Below are 14,706 nucleotides of genomic sequence, written 5' to 3'. Positions count from 1 at the left end.
CTGCGTGGGGCCCTGCCCCTCGCATTGCCGCCTCGGTCCCCCCCCCGCCACTCGCACGGTGTAATCGTTTTGCCACGCACGGTATGCAAATCCTACGGTGGCGCTGCTGTCCCTGCCGTGTAGGTCGCCGGCCGTCGGGGCAGCTCCCTCCCCGAAAGGAAGGCACCACCGTGAAAGCTCGTGTCATGTCCTCCCTGGCTCTGCCGGCCGCACTCGCAACCGCTGGACTGCTCAACACCGCGGAGGCCGCCTTCGCCGCAACCCTCGGCCAGGAGACGCTCACGGCGTCGGCCCCGTACGCGCACCAAGGGCAGCCGACGAGCGGCGACGTCACCCTCATACCGGGGGAGGACCACCCCTGCAAGAACCTGGCGAACGTCACGATCAGCGACTACGGCCACTGCTGCCCGCCCATCGCCAACGTCACCATCAGCGACTACTGCTGCGCACCCGTGGCCAACCTGACCATCTGTGACTACGGTCACCACCACGATCACCACGGCTCCGGCCACTACTCCGACTACGCCGACCGCGACTACGCCGACCGCGACCACGCGCGCACCCTCGGCATCGGCTAGCACGTGATCGGCGGGTCCGCTGCGACGTGGCCCTGACGCAGGGCCGGGGGGGCGCCCGCGCCGGACACCCGTGGTTCCGGGCCTCTCGTCCCTTCCCTTCCGTTCCGAGCGAAAGACGGCTCATGCCCCACGGCTTCGACCCTGTGGTCTCGGTGGTCATCCCCTGCCACGACTACGCCCGCTATCTGCCCGACGCGGTGTCCAGCGTCGTCGCCCAGACGTTCCGTGACTGGGAACTCGTCATCGTCGACGACGGCAGCACAGACGACACCGCCGAGGTGGCGAAGGGCCTGATCGCCCGCCACCCCGACCGGCGCATCCGGCTGCTCCGGCAGGCCAACGCCGGAGTCTCCGCCGCCCGCAACACCGGGATCGAGGCGGCGGCCGGCCGCTACATCCTTCCGCTCGACGCCGACGACGTGATCGCGCCCACGATGCTGGAGAAGACCGTCGCGGTCCTGGACGGCGACCCCGGCATCGCCATCGCGTCGACGGACGTCTTCACCTTCACCGACGACGACCTGCCCCCGCAGGCGGTGCCCCTCCCCGCCTACAGCCGGGAACTGATGCTCCAGCGGCTGATCATGTTCTACTGCTCGCTGTACCGCCGTGAGGCCTGGCAGGCCGTGGGCGGGTACGACGAGAGCATGAGGGCGGGCGAGGACTGGGACTTCTGGATCGGCTGCGTCGAGCACGGCTTCGACGCCCACCACATCCATGAGCCGCTGTTCGGGGCGCGCAACAAGGACACCGGACTGCATCTGGAAGCCGCCGAGAACGATCTCGCCATCCGGGCACGGATCGTGGTCAAACACCCGGGCCTGTACAAGCCGGTCACGCGTGGCTGGGCGCACGCCGTACTGGCGCAGGACGCGGAAGCCTGCCTGCGGGACGAGAACGTACCCGACGACATCCTCACCCGGGCCGCCGAGATGGACCAGTTCCTCGGAGCGGTCATGGCCCTGCAGCGCACCACGCGCGTGCAGTACTACCACATCCGTCGCCTGGAGAAGGCGCTGGCCGCGCACACGGGCACCGCCGCCCCGCCCACGCGGGAGGGCGCCCCCGCCGCGACGGCTGCCGCCGTGCCCTAGGCCGCCGCCAGGCGGCCGACAGGTCCATACGAGGCTGCCGCTGGGCCACTACTAGGCCACGCAGAACTCGTTGCCCTCCGGGTCCCGCATGACCCACCAGTGGCCGGCCGGGCCCTTGTCCACCTCCTCGACGCGACGCGCGCCCAGGGACTCCAGGCGGGCGACCGTCGCCTCGCGGGCGTCCGGGCCGGCGTGCACGTCGAGGTGGAGGCGGTTCTTGGCGGTCTTCGGCTCCGGGACGTCCTGGAAAAGGATGCGGCGGCCCCGGCCGACGCCCGTCTCCTTGTCGTACGGGTCGTCCGGGTGCCGGACGGCGGCGAAACCCCGGAAGATCCGCGTGCCGTTGTGCTCGGCGACCGCCTCCTCCGGGAGCTGACCTGCCGTCAGCAACCGGTTGATCAACGCACCGTTGTCCTCCACCTCGTACCCCAGCGCCGCCGCCCAGAAGTCCGCGAGGGCAGGGGCGTCGTGCGTGTCGACGACCAGTTTCCAGTCCAGTGCTGCTGCCATGCAGCCACTGTCCCGGACGGCGCCGACGCCTGTCCCGGAGATCACGAAAAGGACGCGGCCGCGGCGCGGGAGCACACGGCGGCCCCGCACCCGTGTCACCGGGGTGCGGGGCCGCATCCCCCACTGAGCGGGCGAGGGGCCTCAGCCGATCGTGCGCGGCAGGCGCAGGCTCAGCGCCGCCGTCAGCGCGATGCCGGCCAGCTGGACCAGCAGCGTCGTCACCAGGGCGTCGCGCATGCCCATGCCCGGAACCAGCGTCAGGAACAGCGTGCCGAGCGTCGCCACGCCCAGCGCAAGCGCCGACTGCTGCGTCGTCACCATGACACCGCTGCCGACGCCCGCCCGCGCCGTCGGTACCTCGGAAAGGACGATCCGCATCACGATGGGGAGCTGGAGCGCCTGGCCCGCGCCCGCCACCGCCGCGCCCGGCAGCAGCTCCCACACTCCCAGGTGCGGCCAGGAGCGCCAGGCGGTCAGGACCAGCAGCCCGATGCCGACCGCCTGGATCAGCCCCCCGGCGGTCACCACCCGGGTGCCGAAGCGGGCGACCAGCCGCGGCCCGTACAGCGAGACCACGAAGAACGCCACCGCCATCGGCGTCAGCGCCAGGCCGGCGGGGACCGGCCCGAGCCCCGCGCCCTGCTGCAGCGACACCGCGATCACGAACATGAACCCGCTGAACCCGATCGAGAACGGCACCATCATCACCAGCCCGCGCCGCAGCGACGTGAGCGCGAACAGGCTCGGCGGCACCAGCGGCGTACGGCCCTGCCGGTCCGCGCGGCGCTCCACCGCGTAGAACGCCCACGCCGCGAACGGGAACGCGGCCAGTGCCAGCCAGGTCCACAGCGGCCAGCCCGCGGCCCGGCCCTCGGTCAGCGGCGCCAGCAGGGTCAGCAGTGAGACGGCGAGCAGCACCGTGCCAGGCCCGTCCACCGGCTCCGGGTGCTGTGAGCGGGTCTCCGGCACCGCCCGCGCCCCCAGGAACAGGCCGACCACCACGACCGGCACGTTGACGAGGAACACCGAACGCCAGCCGGTGCCCCAGATGTCCGCCGCCACCAGCACTCCGCCGAGGATCTGCCCGGCCACCATGGACAGACCGGCCGTCGCGCCGTACAGGCCCATCGCCTTGGCGCGGCGCTGCCCGCTGGTCGCCGCCTGGATCGTGGCGAGCACCTGCGGCAGCATCGCCGCGGCCGCCGCGCCCTGCGCGACCCGCGCCGCCACCAGCGTCCAGGCCGTCGGGGCGAGCCCGCACGCCAGCGAGGTCACACCGAAGGCGGCCATCCCGTAGAGGAAGAACTCACGCCGGCCGAACAGGTCGCCCAGCCGGCCACCGAGCACCAGCAGCACGGCGTACGACACCCCGTACCCGGCGACGACCAGTTCGAGGACGGACTCGCCCGCGTGCAGGTCCCTGCCGATCGTCGGGAGGGCGACGTTGACGATGAAGAAGTCGATGAGGGGCAGTGCCGCGCCCAGCAGCACCGTGAACAGTCCGAGCCCGCCGAGCCGTGGGGTCGCCACCGGCGAGCGGACGGTAGGGGAAGTGAGAGTCTCGGTCACACCAGCAAGGCTCCGCCGCCCCTCAGCGTGGTACCAGAGTGTCTTTATCCTGGTACCAGGACTACCTGGAAACAGGCTCCGCGGAGCGGCAGGCTGGGGGCATGGCGACGATGGTGCAGGAGACGGTGGCGGTCCGCGAGACACGGACGGACCGGGAGGCGGAGGCGCCCGATCGGCGCGCATCCGAGATCCGGCGGCATGAACTGGCCGCGTTCCTGCGGCACCGCCGCGAGCACATCACCCCCGAGCAGGTCGGGCTGCCCCGCGGCCGGCGCCGCCGCACCCCGGGGCTGCGCCGTGAGGAGGTCGCGCAGCTCGCCGCGGTCGGTGTCACCTGGTACACGTGGCTCGAGCAGGCCCGGGACATCCAGGTGTCCGTCCAGGTCCTCGACGCCCTGGCCCGCACGCTGCTGCTCGACGCCAGCGAGCGGGCCCATCTGTTCAACCTGGCCGGTGCCGTCGACCCGGCACCCGGCGCGCACTGCCCGTCCGTCACCGAGGCCCAGCGCATCCTGCTGGAACAGCTCGAGCCGCTCCCGGCCTGCATCTCCAACAGCCGGTACGACATCCTCGCCTACAACCGCACCTACGGGCTGCTGATGTGCGACCTCGACGCCGTCCCGCCGGCGGACCGCAACTGCATGGTGCTGTGCTACACGCACCCGGACTGGCGGGCGGCGATCGTCGAGCACGAGGCGACCATGCGGCTGATGGCCGCCAAGTTCCGCGCCAACATGGCCGACCACCTCGGTGAGCCCGCCTGGAAGATGCTGCTCAACCGGCTGATGACCGAGTCCGCCGAGTTCCGCGAGGCCTGGGAGCTGCACGAGGTGGTCGGCGCCCGCAGCAAGCGCAAGCAGTTCCGCAACGCCCACGTGGGCCTGCTGACTCTCGACCACACCGATCTGTGGCTCGGGCCGCACAACGGGCCCCGGATGGTGACCTACGCGCCGGCGGACCGGGAGTCGCGGGAGCGGCTGGAGAAGCTGCAGGCGATCGCGTTGGAGCGGAGCGCCGCGTGAGCCGTGGGAGGCGCTAGGCGGAGACGCCGGAGGCCTCACGAACCTCGGGGGACTCGAGCCGGTCGGCCGTGCGCTCGGCCGTCCCCCTGGCCCACCGGCCCGTGGTGAGCGCCCCGAGTATCAGCACGGCCGCACCGCAGGCGACGAGGATCCACCAGCCGGGGCGGGCCGCCGAGACGAAGGTCTGCCTGTACGCCGACGCCGTCACACCGGAGGCCAGCACCGCGCCGACCACCGCCACGCCGAGGGTCTGGCCGAGCTGGCGGCTGGTGGAGGCGACCGCCGCGGCGACGCCGGCCTGGGCACGGGGCATGCCGGAGACGGCGGTGTTGGTGATGGGGGCGTTGACGAAGCCGAAGCCGATGCCGAACAGGACGTAGCCGACGAGCAGCGTGGTGTTCGACGTCTCCGCCTCGAAGGCCGCGAACAGCACCGCGCTCGCGGTCATCGCGCAGCCCGCCACCAGCAGCGGCAGGCGCGGCCCGCGGTTGCCGACCAGGCGGCCGGACAGCGGGGCGCACAGCATCGTCGGGGCCGCCAGCGCCAGCATCCACAGACCCGCGTGCAGCGCGTCCAGTCCGCGTACGTTCTGCAGGTAGAGCGTGGACAGGAACAGGAAGCCGCCGAGGGCCGCGAACGCGCTGATGGCGATCACCGTGGCCCCGCTGAACGGCGCCGAGTGGAAGAAGCGCAGGTCGATGAGCGGTTCGGCGCGGCGCGGCTCGTACCAGAGCAGGCCGAGCAGGGCCGCGAACGCGACCACGGCGAACGGCACGATCCTCGCGGCACTCGCGTCCGGGGCCTCGATGATCGTGTACGTCAGGCAGCCGAACAGGGCGATCACCAGCAGCTGGCCGACCGGGTCCGGGCGACGCGCCTTGGGCGCGCGGGACTCGGGGACGAAGCGCAGGGTGAGCAGGAGCGCGGCCAGCCCCACCGGGAGGTTGACCCAGAAGATCGACCGCCAGCCGACCGACTCGACCAGCAGCCCGCCGACCAGCGGGCCGGCGGCCATGGATATGCCGACCACGGCACCCCACACACCGATCGCGCGGGCGCGCTCACGGGCGTCGGTGAACGTGTTGGTGATGATCGACATCGCGACCGGGTTGAGCATCGAACCGCCCACCGCCTGCACCATGCGGAACACGACCAGCAGTTCGAGGTTCGGCGCGAGCGAGCACAGCAGGGAGCCGACGCTGAAGACGATCAGGCCCGCCATGAAGACCCGCTTGCGGCCGATCCGGTCGGCCGTCGAACCCGCGAGCATCAGCAGCGAGGCCAGGACCAGCGTGTACGCGTCGATCGTCCACTGCAGGCCGGACACGCTCGCATGCAGTTCCCGCTGCATCGAGGGCAGCGCCACGTTCAGGACGGTGTTGTCGAGGCTCACGATCAGCAGGCTCATGCAGCAGATCGCGAGCACCAGCAGACGTCGGCGGTGGCTGAGCTCGGGCATGGGCCCATGGTACGCCGACATTGATAGTGCGTCTAACTAATGAGTGATACATGATCATTGGCGATACGCGACAATGGGGCAATGCCCATGACCGAGTCCCTCTTGCAGATCGGCCCGCACACCGTCCGGCCGCCCGTCGTGCTCGCGCCCATGGCCGGGATCACGAACGCGCCGTTCCGCACGCTGTGCCGAGAGTTCAGTGGCGGCAAGGGCCTGTTCGTGAGCGAGATGATCACGACGCGGGCGCTGGTCGAGCGCAACGAGAAGACCATGCAGCTGATCAAGTTCGACGTGAGCGAGCGCCCTCGGTCGATCCAGCTGTACGGCGTGGACCCGGCGACCGTCGGCAAGGCCGTCCGCATGATCGCGGAGGAGGACCTCGCCGACCACATCGACCTCAACTTCGGCTGCCCGGTGCCGAAGGTGACCCGCAAGGGCGGCGGCTCCGCGCTGCCCTACAAGCGGAACCTGCTGCGGGCGATCCTGCGCGAGGCGGTCAGCGGCGCGGGCGACCTCCCGGTCACCATGAAGATGCGCAAGGGCATCGACGACGACCACATCACCTACCTCGACGCCGGGCGGATCGCCGTCGAGGAGGGCGTGACGGCCATCGCGCTGCACGGACGTACGGCCGCCCAGCACTACGGCGGCACGGCGGACTGGGACGCCATCGCGCGGCTGAAGGAGCATGTGCCTCAGATCCCGGTGCTGGGCAACGGCGACATCTGGTCCGCCGAGGACGCGCTGCGCATGGTGGGCGAGACGGGCTGCGACGGGGTGGTCGTGGGGCGCGGCTGCCTGGGGCGGCCGTGGCTGTTCGCGGACCTGGTGGCGGCTTTCGAGGGGCGGACGGAGGACATCGCCAGGCCGGCCCTCCGCGAGGTCGCCGACGTCATGGTCCGGCACGCCACCCTGCTCGGCGAGTGGCTCGGCGACGAGTCGCGCGGTGTCATCGACTTCCGCAAGCACGTGGCCTGGTACCTGAAGGGCTTCGCGGTCGGCTCCGAGATGCGCAAGCGGCTCGCGATCACCTCCTCCCTTCAGGAACTGCGGGCCGGCCTCGACGAGCTGGACCTCGACCAGCCCTGGCCGTCCGGCGCCGACGGGCCCCGGGGCCGTACGTCAGGCAACAACCGGGTGGTGCTGCCGGACGGCTGGCTGAAGGACCCGTACGACTGCGCGGGGGTCGGCGAGGACGCGGAGCTCGACACCTCCGGAGGCTGACTCGACACCTCCGGAGGCTGATCAGTCCTCGGACGGGTGCGGCGTGGAGCCGTACGCCGTCAGGAAGCGGTCGCGGAACGAACTCATCTTCCACACGGGTGCGTTGTGCGCGGGCCGCAGGCCGTCCGTCCAGCCCCAGCTCGCGATCCTGTCGAGGACCTTCGGGTCCTTGGCGACGATCGCGCAGGGCACGTCATGGCTGGCGTGGTCGCCGCTGACGTGGGCGTTCGCCTGGTGGTCGCCGAGGAAGACGAGCACGGTGTCGTCGGTGCCGTAGCGCTGGAGGAACTGGGTGAGGGCGGTCACCGAGTACTGGACGGACTTGCCGTACTCCTCCTTGGAGTGGATGTCGCTGGTGTAGGTGTAGTCGGGCTTGTTGCCCGCCTTCTGGATGGCGTCGAAGACCGAGCCGTCGCCCAGCTGGTTCCAGCCGACCATCTTGGGGATGGGGGCCCAGGGGGTGTGGCTGGAGGTCAGGATGATCTCCGACATCAGCGGCTTGTCGCGCTGCCTGCCGTGCTCCAGGCGCTGGAACGCCTCGAGCGCGTACTGGTCGGGCATGGTGGACCAGCTGAACTTCGGGCCCTTGTAGCCCATCTCGAAGGCGTTGTAGACCTTGTCGAGGCCGTAGAACCTCTGCTCCGGCCAGCCCTTCTGCACGCCGGGCATGATGCCGACGGTGTCCCAGGCGCCGGTCTTCTTGAACGCCTTGGTGAGGCTGAGGTGGTCGCTGGTGGTGACGGTGCGGTAGCGGTTCTGGTTGTCGATCCACAGGCCCGACAGGAACGTCGAGTGGCCGAGCCAGCTGCTGCCGCCGTACGTCGCCGAGGTCAGCCAGCCGCTCTTGGCGTGGAAGCCGGCCTCGGCGAGGGCCTGGGTGCTGGTGTCGAGGGTCTTGTCGACGCCGGGTGCCATGATCGGGTCCTCGATGGCGCTGCGGCCGTAGCTCTCGATGAACGTGAAGATCATGTCCTTGCCCCGCAGGCCGGGCACGAGCTGCGAGCCCGGGGTGGCGCCGAAGGCGTCGACCCTGGCGGTCTTCGCGAAGTCCCGCTCGTCCCTGAGGGTCTGACGGATGAGGTCGGAGCGGACCTTGAGCATCGTGACGGTGCGCTCGGCTGCCAGCGGCACACCGCCGAACTGGAGGCCGAGGACCGTGCACGTCATCCACACCATGCTGAGCACGAGGACGGTACGGGTGGCGGTGGCGCGGTGCCGGGCCATGACGTTGCCGAGCCGCACGACCGAGAGTGCCGACACGGCGAGGACGACGAGGACGATGACGACGGCCGCGAGCAGGACTCCCAGGGCGCCCGCCCCGCCGAGGGTGTCCTGGAGGTAGGAGTAGGCGTCGCTGAGGAGGGGCCAGTCGAGGACGGCGTTGAAGTCGCGGCCGAGGTACTGGTAGAAGCCGGCGTCCAGCAGGTTGAGCATGGTCTGCACGCCGAGCGCGACACCGCCGACCCAGGCGACGACCAGCCGCGGCCGTCGGGGCAGGGCGGTCAGCACGACGCCGCCTATCAGCACCTCCACCGGGATCCGCGTGAACATGGCCGGCCGGAAGCTCCCGAGCCTGTTGGGCATGACGAGCGAGACGACGAGGAGGACACCGGCGAGCACGGAGACCGTGACACCGAGGACGCGGGCGGCGAGCGGGTGGTCGGCCCGCCAGGTGCGCAGGCGGAAGCGGGGACGGGGGCCGTCGGCTATGCCGGCCCGGTTCTCCGCGGCCTCGCTTTCGGTGGCTTCGGCTTCGGTTTCCGTGGTCTTGGTTTCCGCGGCTTCGGTTTCGGCGGCATCGGCTTCCGCCGTCTCGTGCTCGGCCGTGGGGCCGTCCTCGGTGTCCGGCTCCGTCGTACGGTCGGCGGGCCCGTCCGCAGCGGCGGATGCCGCCTGCGACACCGGTCGCTCGTCCTCCTCCGCCGGCATGACCCCGTCGGTGGCCGCCCCCGCCTTGCTCGTCGTGTGTGGTGCGCGCGTGTTGAGAGGCAACCCGAGGGTCCTTCCGTGCGAAGCCCGTGGTGGAGGGCGGGCCGCACTGGGGAGGCCGGCCCGCCGTCATCCCGTACGGGTGGCCGGGTACATGCGTTCACCACGACGTCCCAGCGCCCGGCAAACACCCGGCAAATCCCAGGTCAACCAGTCCGGGAGCGCGTCGGGTCGCACACGCGGTCGCACACGCGAGGCGTCGGGAGCAAGTCGCCCCGGGGCCGCGCGCCGCCCGCCCATTGGCTCCGCGCGGTCCCGGGTGTCCGTGGGGCTACGTCCTGCTCACCGCAGGAGCCGGACTACGCCCCGCCCACCGCCGTGAGCAGGGCGAGCGGTGTCGCCGCCGAGCGGGACTCGCGGACGCAGGCGTGCGGGTACGGCACCGGCTCCGGGTGGTTGTCGCGGCCGTACCCGGCGAGCACCTCCGGCAGCCGGTGGCCCGTCGCCGTCGCCGCGTCGACCAGGGCGTGGGCGACCGCACGGGCCTCGTCGTGCAGGCCGTAGCGGGCGAGGCCCAGCGTGATCAGCGCGTTGTCGTGCGGCCAGACCGAGCCGCGGTGGTACGACATCGGGTGGTACGCCGCCTGGTCCGCGGCCAGCGTGCGGACGCCCCAGCCCGAGAAGAAGTCGGGTTCCAGGAGGCGGCGGCCCACCAGTTCGCCGTACTCCTTGTCCAGCAGGCCCGACCACAGCAGATGCCCCGCGTCCGAGGCCAGCGCGTCCACCTGACGGCCCTCGCCGTCCAGCGCCAGCGCCGGGAACGCCCGGTCGTCCATCCAGAAGTCCCGCTGGAAGCGGTCACGCAGATCCGCGGCCGCCTGTTCCAGCAGCGCCGCGTACACCTCGTCCTCCCACACCGTGCGCGCCAGGTGCGCCGTGCGGCGCAACGCGTCGTACGCGTACCCCTGCGCGCCCGCCGCCATCACCGGCCCGGTGGGGCGGCTCCCGTCGGCGGAGCAGATCGCGCCGGGGGAGTCCTTCCAGTTCTGGTTGGCGAGTCCGCCCTGGTCGGCGCGGTAGACCAGGTAGCCGCGCGAGGTGAGGCCGCCGTGGTCCAGCATCCAGCCGATGGCCGCGCGGGCGTGGGGCTCCAGGCGGCGAGCCATCGCCGTGTCCCCGGTCTGCTCGACGTAGGCCCCGAGCAGCACCAGGAAGAGCGGTGTCGCGTCGACCGAGCCGTAGTAGCGCCCGTACGGCACCTGCCCGAAGTGTGCCAGCTCCCCGTGCCGCACCTCGTGCACGATCTTCCCCGGCTGGGCGACCGAGCCGGTGGCGACCTCGGTCGCCTGGGTCGCGGCGAGGGCGGGCAGGGTGGCCGCCGCCGGCTCGGGGCGGTAGGGGAGCAGGAAGAGGGAGGTCAGGAGTGCGTCGCGGGCGAGGAGCGTGAGGAACCAGGGCGCGCCGGCCGCCGGGACGCGCAGCTCCTCGCGGTCGGGGCCCGTCGCCGGGACCTGGAGCGAGGCGAGGTCGGACAGGCCCCGCGCACAGGCCGCGGCCAGCTCGGGCCAGCCGGTGGGGAAGGCGATGCCTTCCATGAACTCGCCCTCCAGGCGGAGGAGCCGGTGGTTGGCGGCGGCCGGGGACGCGGGGACCGGGGGAGCCTGCGCCGCCCCGTGCGGCCGGGCGGCGACCCGCAGGGACAGTTCCGCCGAGCCGTGCGGCTCCAGCTCCAGTGTCCACACCAGGCGCCGGGCCCCCGTGCCCGTCTCCTCGACACCGTCCGGCGCGGGCTCCGCCGTGACCCTCGTGCAGGAGCGCCACTCGCCGCGCCGGTAGCCGAACTCCACGCCGTCCTCGAGCACCCGGCGGAAGCGCACGGCCCCCGTCTTGGCGTACGTACGGTGGTCGGAGCGCAGCTCGAACTGGTCCGTGAAATCGGCGTCCGCGGTGACGGCGACACGGACCGTGGTCGGCACCGGGCGGTTGCTGGTGACGCGCAGCGACTCCACGAACGCACCGTCGACGACGGCCTGTTCGCGGAAGAGCGTGTGGGCGGGCGGCTCCTGGCGGCCTCCGCGCGGCACGAGGACGCAGCGCGCCGTGTCTCCGTCGGCGACCGGCGTGAGCGTCTCGGGCACCGCGCCGTTCACCGTCAGCTGCCAGCGACTCAGATGGCGTGCGTCCCGCACGAACAACCCGGACGGGGAGGTGACGCCCCGAACCCCGCTGATGTCCCCGCTGTCGCTCACGGCGGCGAACGTCCCGCCGCACACGAGCAGATGATGCCGGTCCGTCATCCCCGGCCCCCTCCCTTGTCGCTCCTGTCGAACGTGCCGATGCCCGTCGGGGACACGCCCTGTCCGGGGTGGTCGTGGAGCAGGTCGAGCGTGAGGGCGGCGGTCCAGCCGAAGCCGACCGCTCCGCACGCCTCACCGGTGTACGGATCGACGTACTCCGCGAAGTCGGAGGTGCCCGCGGTCTCCAGCAGGGCCTCGCGCAGCGCGTCGGCGTCCGCCCGCTCGCCGTGCACGCGCAGGCCGCGCTCCAGCAGCCAGCCGGTGTTGAACCAGGCGGGCCCGCGCCAGTACCGGTGGGGATCGAAGGACTCGCCGAGCAGGTCGTAGCTGGGTACGAGCCGGGTGTTGTCGCCGAGCGAGAAGTGCGGCCCGCGCAGGGTGCGGACGAGGGCGGTGGCGATGTCGCGCGGGAGCGTGGGCAGCAGCAGGGGGATGAGGCCGGAGACGGTGCGCTCGGGGACGAGGGTGCCGGTGGGGGAGCGGCGCTCTTGTCCGAGAGCGCTGCTTCCAAAGCGCCGATCTCGATCGAGAGCACCGCTCTCCCGCGCCTCGCCCCCATAGACGTCCCGGCAGAAGAACATCCCCTCCACCGGGTCCCAGAGCCGGTCGATCAGAGCCTCCGTCAGGCGCTCCGCGCGGGCGTGCCGTGCCGTCCCCGGTGCGCCCAGCTCCTGTGCGATCCGGGCCAGCGCGTGCTCCGACGCGATCAGCAGAGCGTTGAACGCCGGGTCCTCCACCGCGAAGCGGCCCACCCGTCTCCCACCAACCTCAACCGAGGCCCTACGGGCCGCCCCCTTGTCTGCTCCGTCGGCGTATCCGCCGTCGCGGTACTCCGTCGCCAGTCGTACGTACCGCCCGTAGTCCAGATCCGTCGGCCGGTCCTCCGCCGCGCCGTGGGCCAGGTCGGCGCGGCGGAACGAGCGGGCCGGGGCCGGGGTGATCCGGGACAGCGGAGCGTCCCAGGCGGGGCTGTTGTCCATGCCCTGCTCCCAGGGGTGCACCACCGAGGCCAGCCCGCCGCCGCCCAGGTCACGGCGGTGCAGCAGATAGCGGTGCCAGGCCGCCAGGCGCGGGTGGACCCGGGCGAGGAAGCCGCGCGCCAGGGACAGCCCCGGGTCGGCCAGATGCACCAGCCAGGCCGCGAGCGCGTGTACCGGTGGCTGCACGATGCCCGAGGTCTGTACGGTGCGCGGGGCGCCCGCGGCGCGCCCGGCCGTGGAGGAGCGCCAGAAGTCGGGGCTCGGGAAGTACGCGTCGAAGGGCACGGAGGGGTTGAACACGATGTGCGGGATCCGCCCGTCCGCCCACTGTGCGTCCAGCAGCGTCTCGAGCTCGGTCTGCGCCCGTAACGGGGAGATGTGGCGCAGCCCGATCGCGATGAACGCCGAGTCCCAGGACCACTGGTGCGGGTACAGCCCGCGCGAGGGCACCGTGGACGTCCCCGTCCAGTTGGCGTCGAGTACCTGCGCCGCCCTGACGTGCAGCGATCCGGGAACGTCCGGTTCGTATACACGTGTTCCGGAAGGGGTGGCCTCACGGGGGCGGGACGTGGTCGGTGAGCTCGAGTGGCGGGCGGGAGGTGCCGGTTCCGTGCGGCGGGCGGTGAGTTGGGTCGTGCGCTCCACTCAGGTCTCCCCGTAAGACGTGTGGCCGAAGGGTTCGGCGCGGTTCGGCAGCGGCTACCGTAGGGTTACGTCTATTTAACACGCAAAACTCAATATGTAATGCAAGGTTGGTGAACGCAAGGGGGTGTGCATGAGGGGAAGACCCGGAAAGCCGGGCGCGTCGGCCGGCGCCGGAGATCTGCTCGAACTGGTGCGCAGTGGCCGCGCCACGACCCGGGGTGCCCTGCAGCAGGCCACCGGCCTGTCCCGGGCCACGGTCGGCCAGCGCCTGGACCGGCTGTTCCGGGCCGGGTGGCTGCGCGAGGGTGCGGGCGGACCGGTCGACTCGCCGCTGGGCGGACGCCCCTCGATCACGCTCGAGTTCGACGACGCCCATGCCGTGGTGCTCGCCGCCGACCTCGACACCCGGCACGCCCGCGCGGCCGTCCTCACCCTGGCCGGGGAGATCCTGGCCGAGCGCAGCGGCGTCCTGCTCCTGGAGGAGGGCCCGGACGCCGTCCTCGGCGAACTGGGCCGCTGGTTCGCCGGACTCCTCGACAAGGCGGGCCATCAGGCGCACGAGGTCTGCGGGATCGGCCTCGCGGTACCGGGCCCCGTCGACAGCGACACCGGCCGGGTCGTGCAGCCGCCGATCATGCCGGGCTGGGACGGCTACGACATAACGGGGCGCCTCGCCCGCGCCTTCACCGAGCACGCGCGCGGCGCCGCCGACGTCCCCGTCCTGGTCGACAACGACGCGAACCTGATGGCCTACGGCGAGCAGCGCACCGCACACCAGGACTGCCGGGCGTTCGCGCTGGTCAAGGTCTCGACCGGGATCGGCGCGGGCGTGGTCGTGGACGGCCGGATCTACCGCGGCATCGACGGGGGCGCCGGCGACATCGGGCACATCCGGGTCCCCGAGGGCGCCGACGCGCTGTGCCGCTGCGGGTCCTACGGCTGCCTGGCCGCCGTCGCGAGCGGTGGTGCCGTGGCGCGCCGGCTGGCTCAGGCGGGGGTGCCGGCCGCCTCGGGCTCGGACGTGCGGGACCTGCTGGCCGCGGGGCACCCGGAGGCCGTCGCGCTCGCCCGGGAGGCCGGGCGGAGGGTCGGGGAGGTGCTGGCGACCGTGGTGACCCTGCTGAACCCGGGGGTGCTGATGATCGCGGGCGACCTGGCCGGGACGCCGTTCCTGACGGGCGTACGGGAACTGCTGTACCAGCGGGCGCTGCCCCGCTCCACCGCGCATCTGGACGTGGTGGTCTCGCGGCTCGGGGAGCGGGCGGGGCTGGTGGGTGCGGGCGCGTTGGTCGTCGAGCACCTGTACGCACCGGAGCGCGTGGAGGAGCGGCTGACGGCACTGGGTGTCTAAGTCCCCACCATCCGCCGCCCGCGCCCGAAAGACCTTGCCCCCCGTTCT

General features: G+C 72.2%; 11 protein-coding genes. 5 read left to right on the top strand and 6 right to left on the bottom strand.

The features are described from left to right. Nucleotides 1-170: 170 nt before the first annotated feature. Nucleotides 171-578: a hypothetical protein gene (locus C3488_RS40055; protein WP_181138896.1), complete on the top strand. Its 408-nt coding sequence runs from the start codon at nucleotides 171-173 to the stop codon at nucleotides 576-578. A gap of 122 nt (nucleotides 579-700) precedes the next feature. Next, a complete protein-coding gene (locus tag C3488_RS06040; RefSeq protein ID WP_258053303.1) occupies nucleotides 701-1,672 on the top strand; it encodes a glycosyltransferase family A protein in 972 nt (323 codons plus the stop codon). A gap of 51 nt (nucleotides 1,673-1,723) precedes the next feature. Here C3488_RS06040 and C3488_RS06035 read toward each other — a convergent pair whose 3' ends face one another. Further along, nucleotides 1,724-2,182, bottom strand: coding sequence for a VOC family protein (locus C3488_RS06035; protein WP_103838329.1), 459 nt, complete (start codon nucleotides 2,180-2,182; stop codon nucleotides 1,724-1,726). 141 nt (nucleotides 2,183-2,323) lie between these two features. After that, nucleotides 2,324-3,751, bottom strand: coding sequence for an MFS transporter (locus tag C3488_RS06030; RefSeq protein WP_103838258.1), 1,428 nt, complete (start codon nucleotides 3,749-3,751; stop codon nucleotides 2,324-2,326). 101 nt (nucleotides 3,752-3,852) lie between these two features. On the opposite strand from C3488_RS06030, the gene C3488_RS06025 reads away from it, so the two are divergent. Further along, on the top strand, nucleotides 3,853-4,773 hold the full coding sequence (locus C3488_RS06025) for a helix-turn-helix transcriptional regulator (RefSeq protein ID WP_258053302.1): 921 nt from the start codon (nucleotides 3,853-3,855) through the stop codon (nucleotides 4,771-4,773). A 13-nt stretch (nucleotides 4,774-4,786) separates the two neighbouring features. Here the strand turns inward: C3488_RS06025 and C3488_RS06020 are convergent, their stop codons facing one another. Beyond that, a complete protein-coding gene (locus C3488_RS06020; RefSeq protein ID WP_103838257.1) occupies nucleotides 4,787-6,232 on the bottom strand; it encodes an MFS transporter in 1,446 nt (481 codons plus the stop codon). Nucleotides 6,233-6,313: 81 nt separating this feature from the next. On the opposite strand from C3488_RS06020, the gene dusB reads away from it, so the two are divergent. Continuing rightward, on the top strand, nucleotides 6,314-7,456 hold the full coding sequence (dusB, locus tag C3488_RS06015; protein ID WP_103838256.1) for a tRNA dihydrouridine synthase DusB: 1,143 nt from the start codon (nucleotides 6,314-6,316) through the stop codon (nucleotides 7,454-7,456). 21 nt (nucleotides 7,457-7,477) lie between these two features. On the opposite strand, the gene C3488_RS06010 is transcribed toward dusB, so the two are convergent. From C3488_RS06010 to C3488_RS06000, 3 genes are all read right to left on the bottom strand, one after another. Beyond that, nucleotides 7,478-9,448 carry a CDP-alcohol phosphatidyltransferase gene (locus C3488_RS06010; protein ID WP_374955400.1) on the bottom strand — a complete coding sequence of 657 codons (1,971 nt, stop codon included), beginning with the start codon at nucleotides 9,446-9,448 and terminating at the stop codon, nucleotides 7,478-7,480. A gap of 296 nt (nucleotides 9,449-9,744) precedes the next feature. Beyond that, the gene (locus C3488_RS06005; protein WP_103838255.1) at nucleotides 9,745-11,682 is read right to left on the bottom strand and encodes a glycogen debranching N-terminal domain-containing protein; all 1,938 of its coding nucleotides are present in this window, start codon (nucleotides 11,680-11,682) and stop codon (nucleotides 9,745-9,747) included. After that, complete coding sequence (locus C3488_RS06000; RefSeq protein WP_103838254.1) at nucleotides 11,679-13,307, bottom strand: hypothetical protein; 1,629 nt, start codon at nucleotides 13,305-13,307, stop codon at nucleotides 11,679-11,681. The genes C3488_RS06005 and C3488_RS06000 overlap by 4 nt, the downstream gene beginning before the upstream one ends. A gap of 130 nt (nucleotides 13,308-13,437) precedes the next feature. On the opposite strand from C3488_RS06000, the gene C3488_RS05995 reads away from it, so the two are divergent. After that, complete coding sequence (locus C3488_RS05995) at nucleotides 13,438-14,658, top strand: ROK family protein (protein ID WP_181138895.1); 1,221 nt, start codon at nucleotides 13,438-13,440, stop codon at nucleotides 14,656-14,658. Nucleotides 14,659-14,706: the final 48 nt, after the last annotated feature.

Source organism: Streptomyces sp. Ru72 (assembly GCF_002920635.1).
Taxonomy (GTDB): Bacteria; Actinomycetota; Actinomycetes; order Streptomycetales; family Streptomycetaceae; genus Streptomyces.
The sequence above is the reverse complement of the archived record's forward strand: the minus strand, read 5'-3'. Positions and strand labels throughout refer to the sequence as shown.

Excerpts from the sequence above, each read along its gene's own strand:
- C3488_RS05995 (WP_181138895.1), top strand. The coding sequence starts at position 13,438 with ATGAGGGGAAGACCCGGAAAGCCGGGCGCGTCGGCCGGCGCCGGAGAT.
- dusB (WP_103838256.1), top strand. The coding sequence starts at position 6,314 with ATGCCCATGACCGAGTCCCTCTTGCAGATCGGCCCGCACACCGTCCGG.
- C3488_RS06040 (WP_258053303.1), top strand. The coding sequence starts at position 701 with ATGCCCCACGGCTTCGACCCTGTGGTCTCGGTGGTCATCCCCTGCCAC.
- C3488_RS06035 (WP_103838329.1), bottom strand. The coding sequence starts at position 2,182 with ATGGCAGCAGCACTGGACTGGAAACTGGTCGTCGACACGCACGACGCC.
- C3488_RS06005 (WP_103838255.1), bottom strand. The coding sequence starts at position 11,682 with ATGACGGACCGGCATCATCTGCTCGTGTGCGGCGGGACGTTCGCCGCC.
- C3488_RS06025 (WP_258053302.1), top strand. The coding sequence starts at position 3,853 with ATGGCGACGATGGTGCAGGAGACGGTGGCGGTCCGCGAGACACGGACG.
- C3488_RS06020 (WP_103838257.1), bottom strand. The coding sequence starts at position 6,232 with ATGCCCGAGCTCAGCCACCGCCGACGTCTGCTGGTGCTCGCGATCTGC.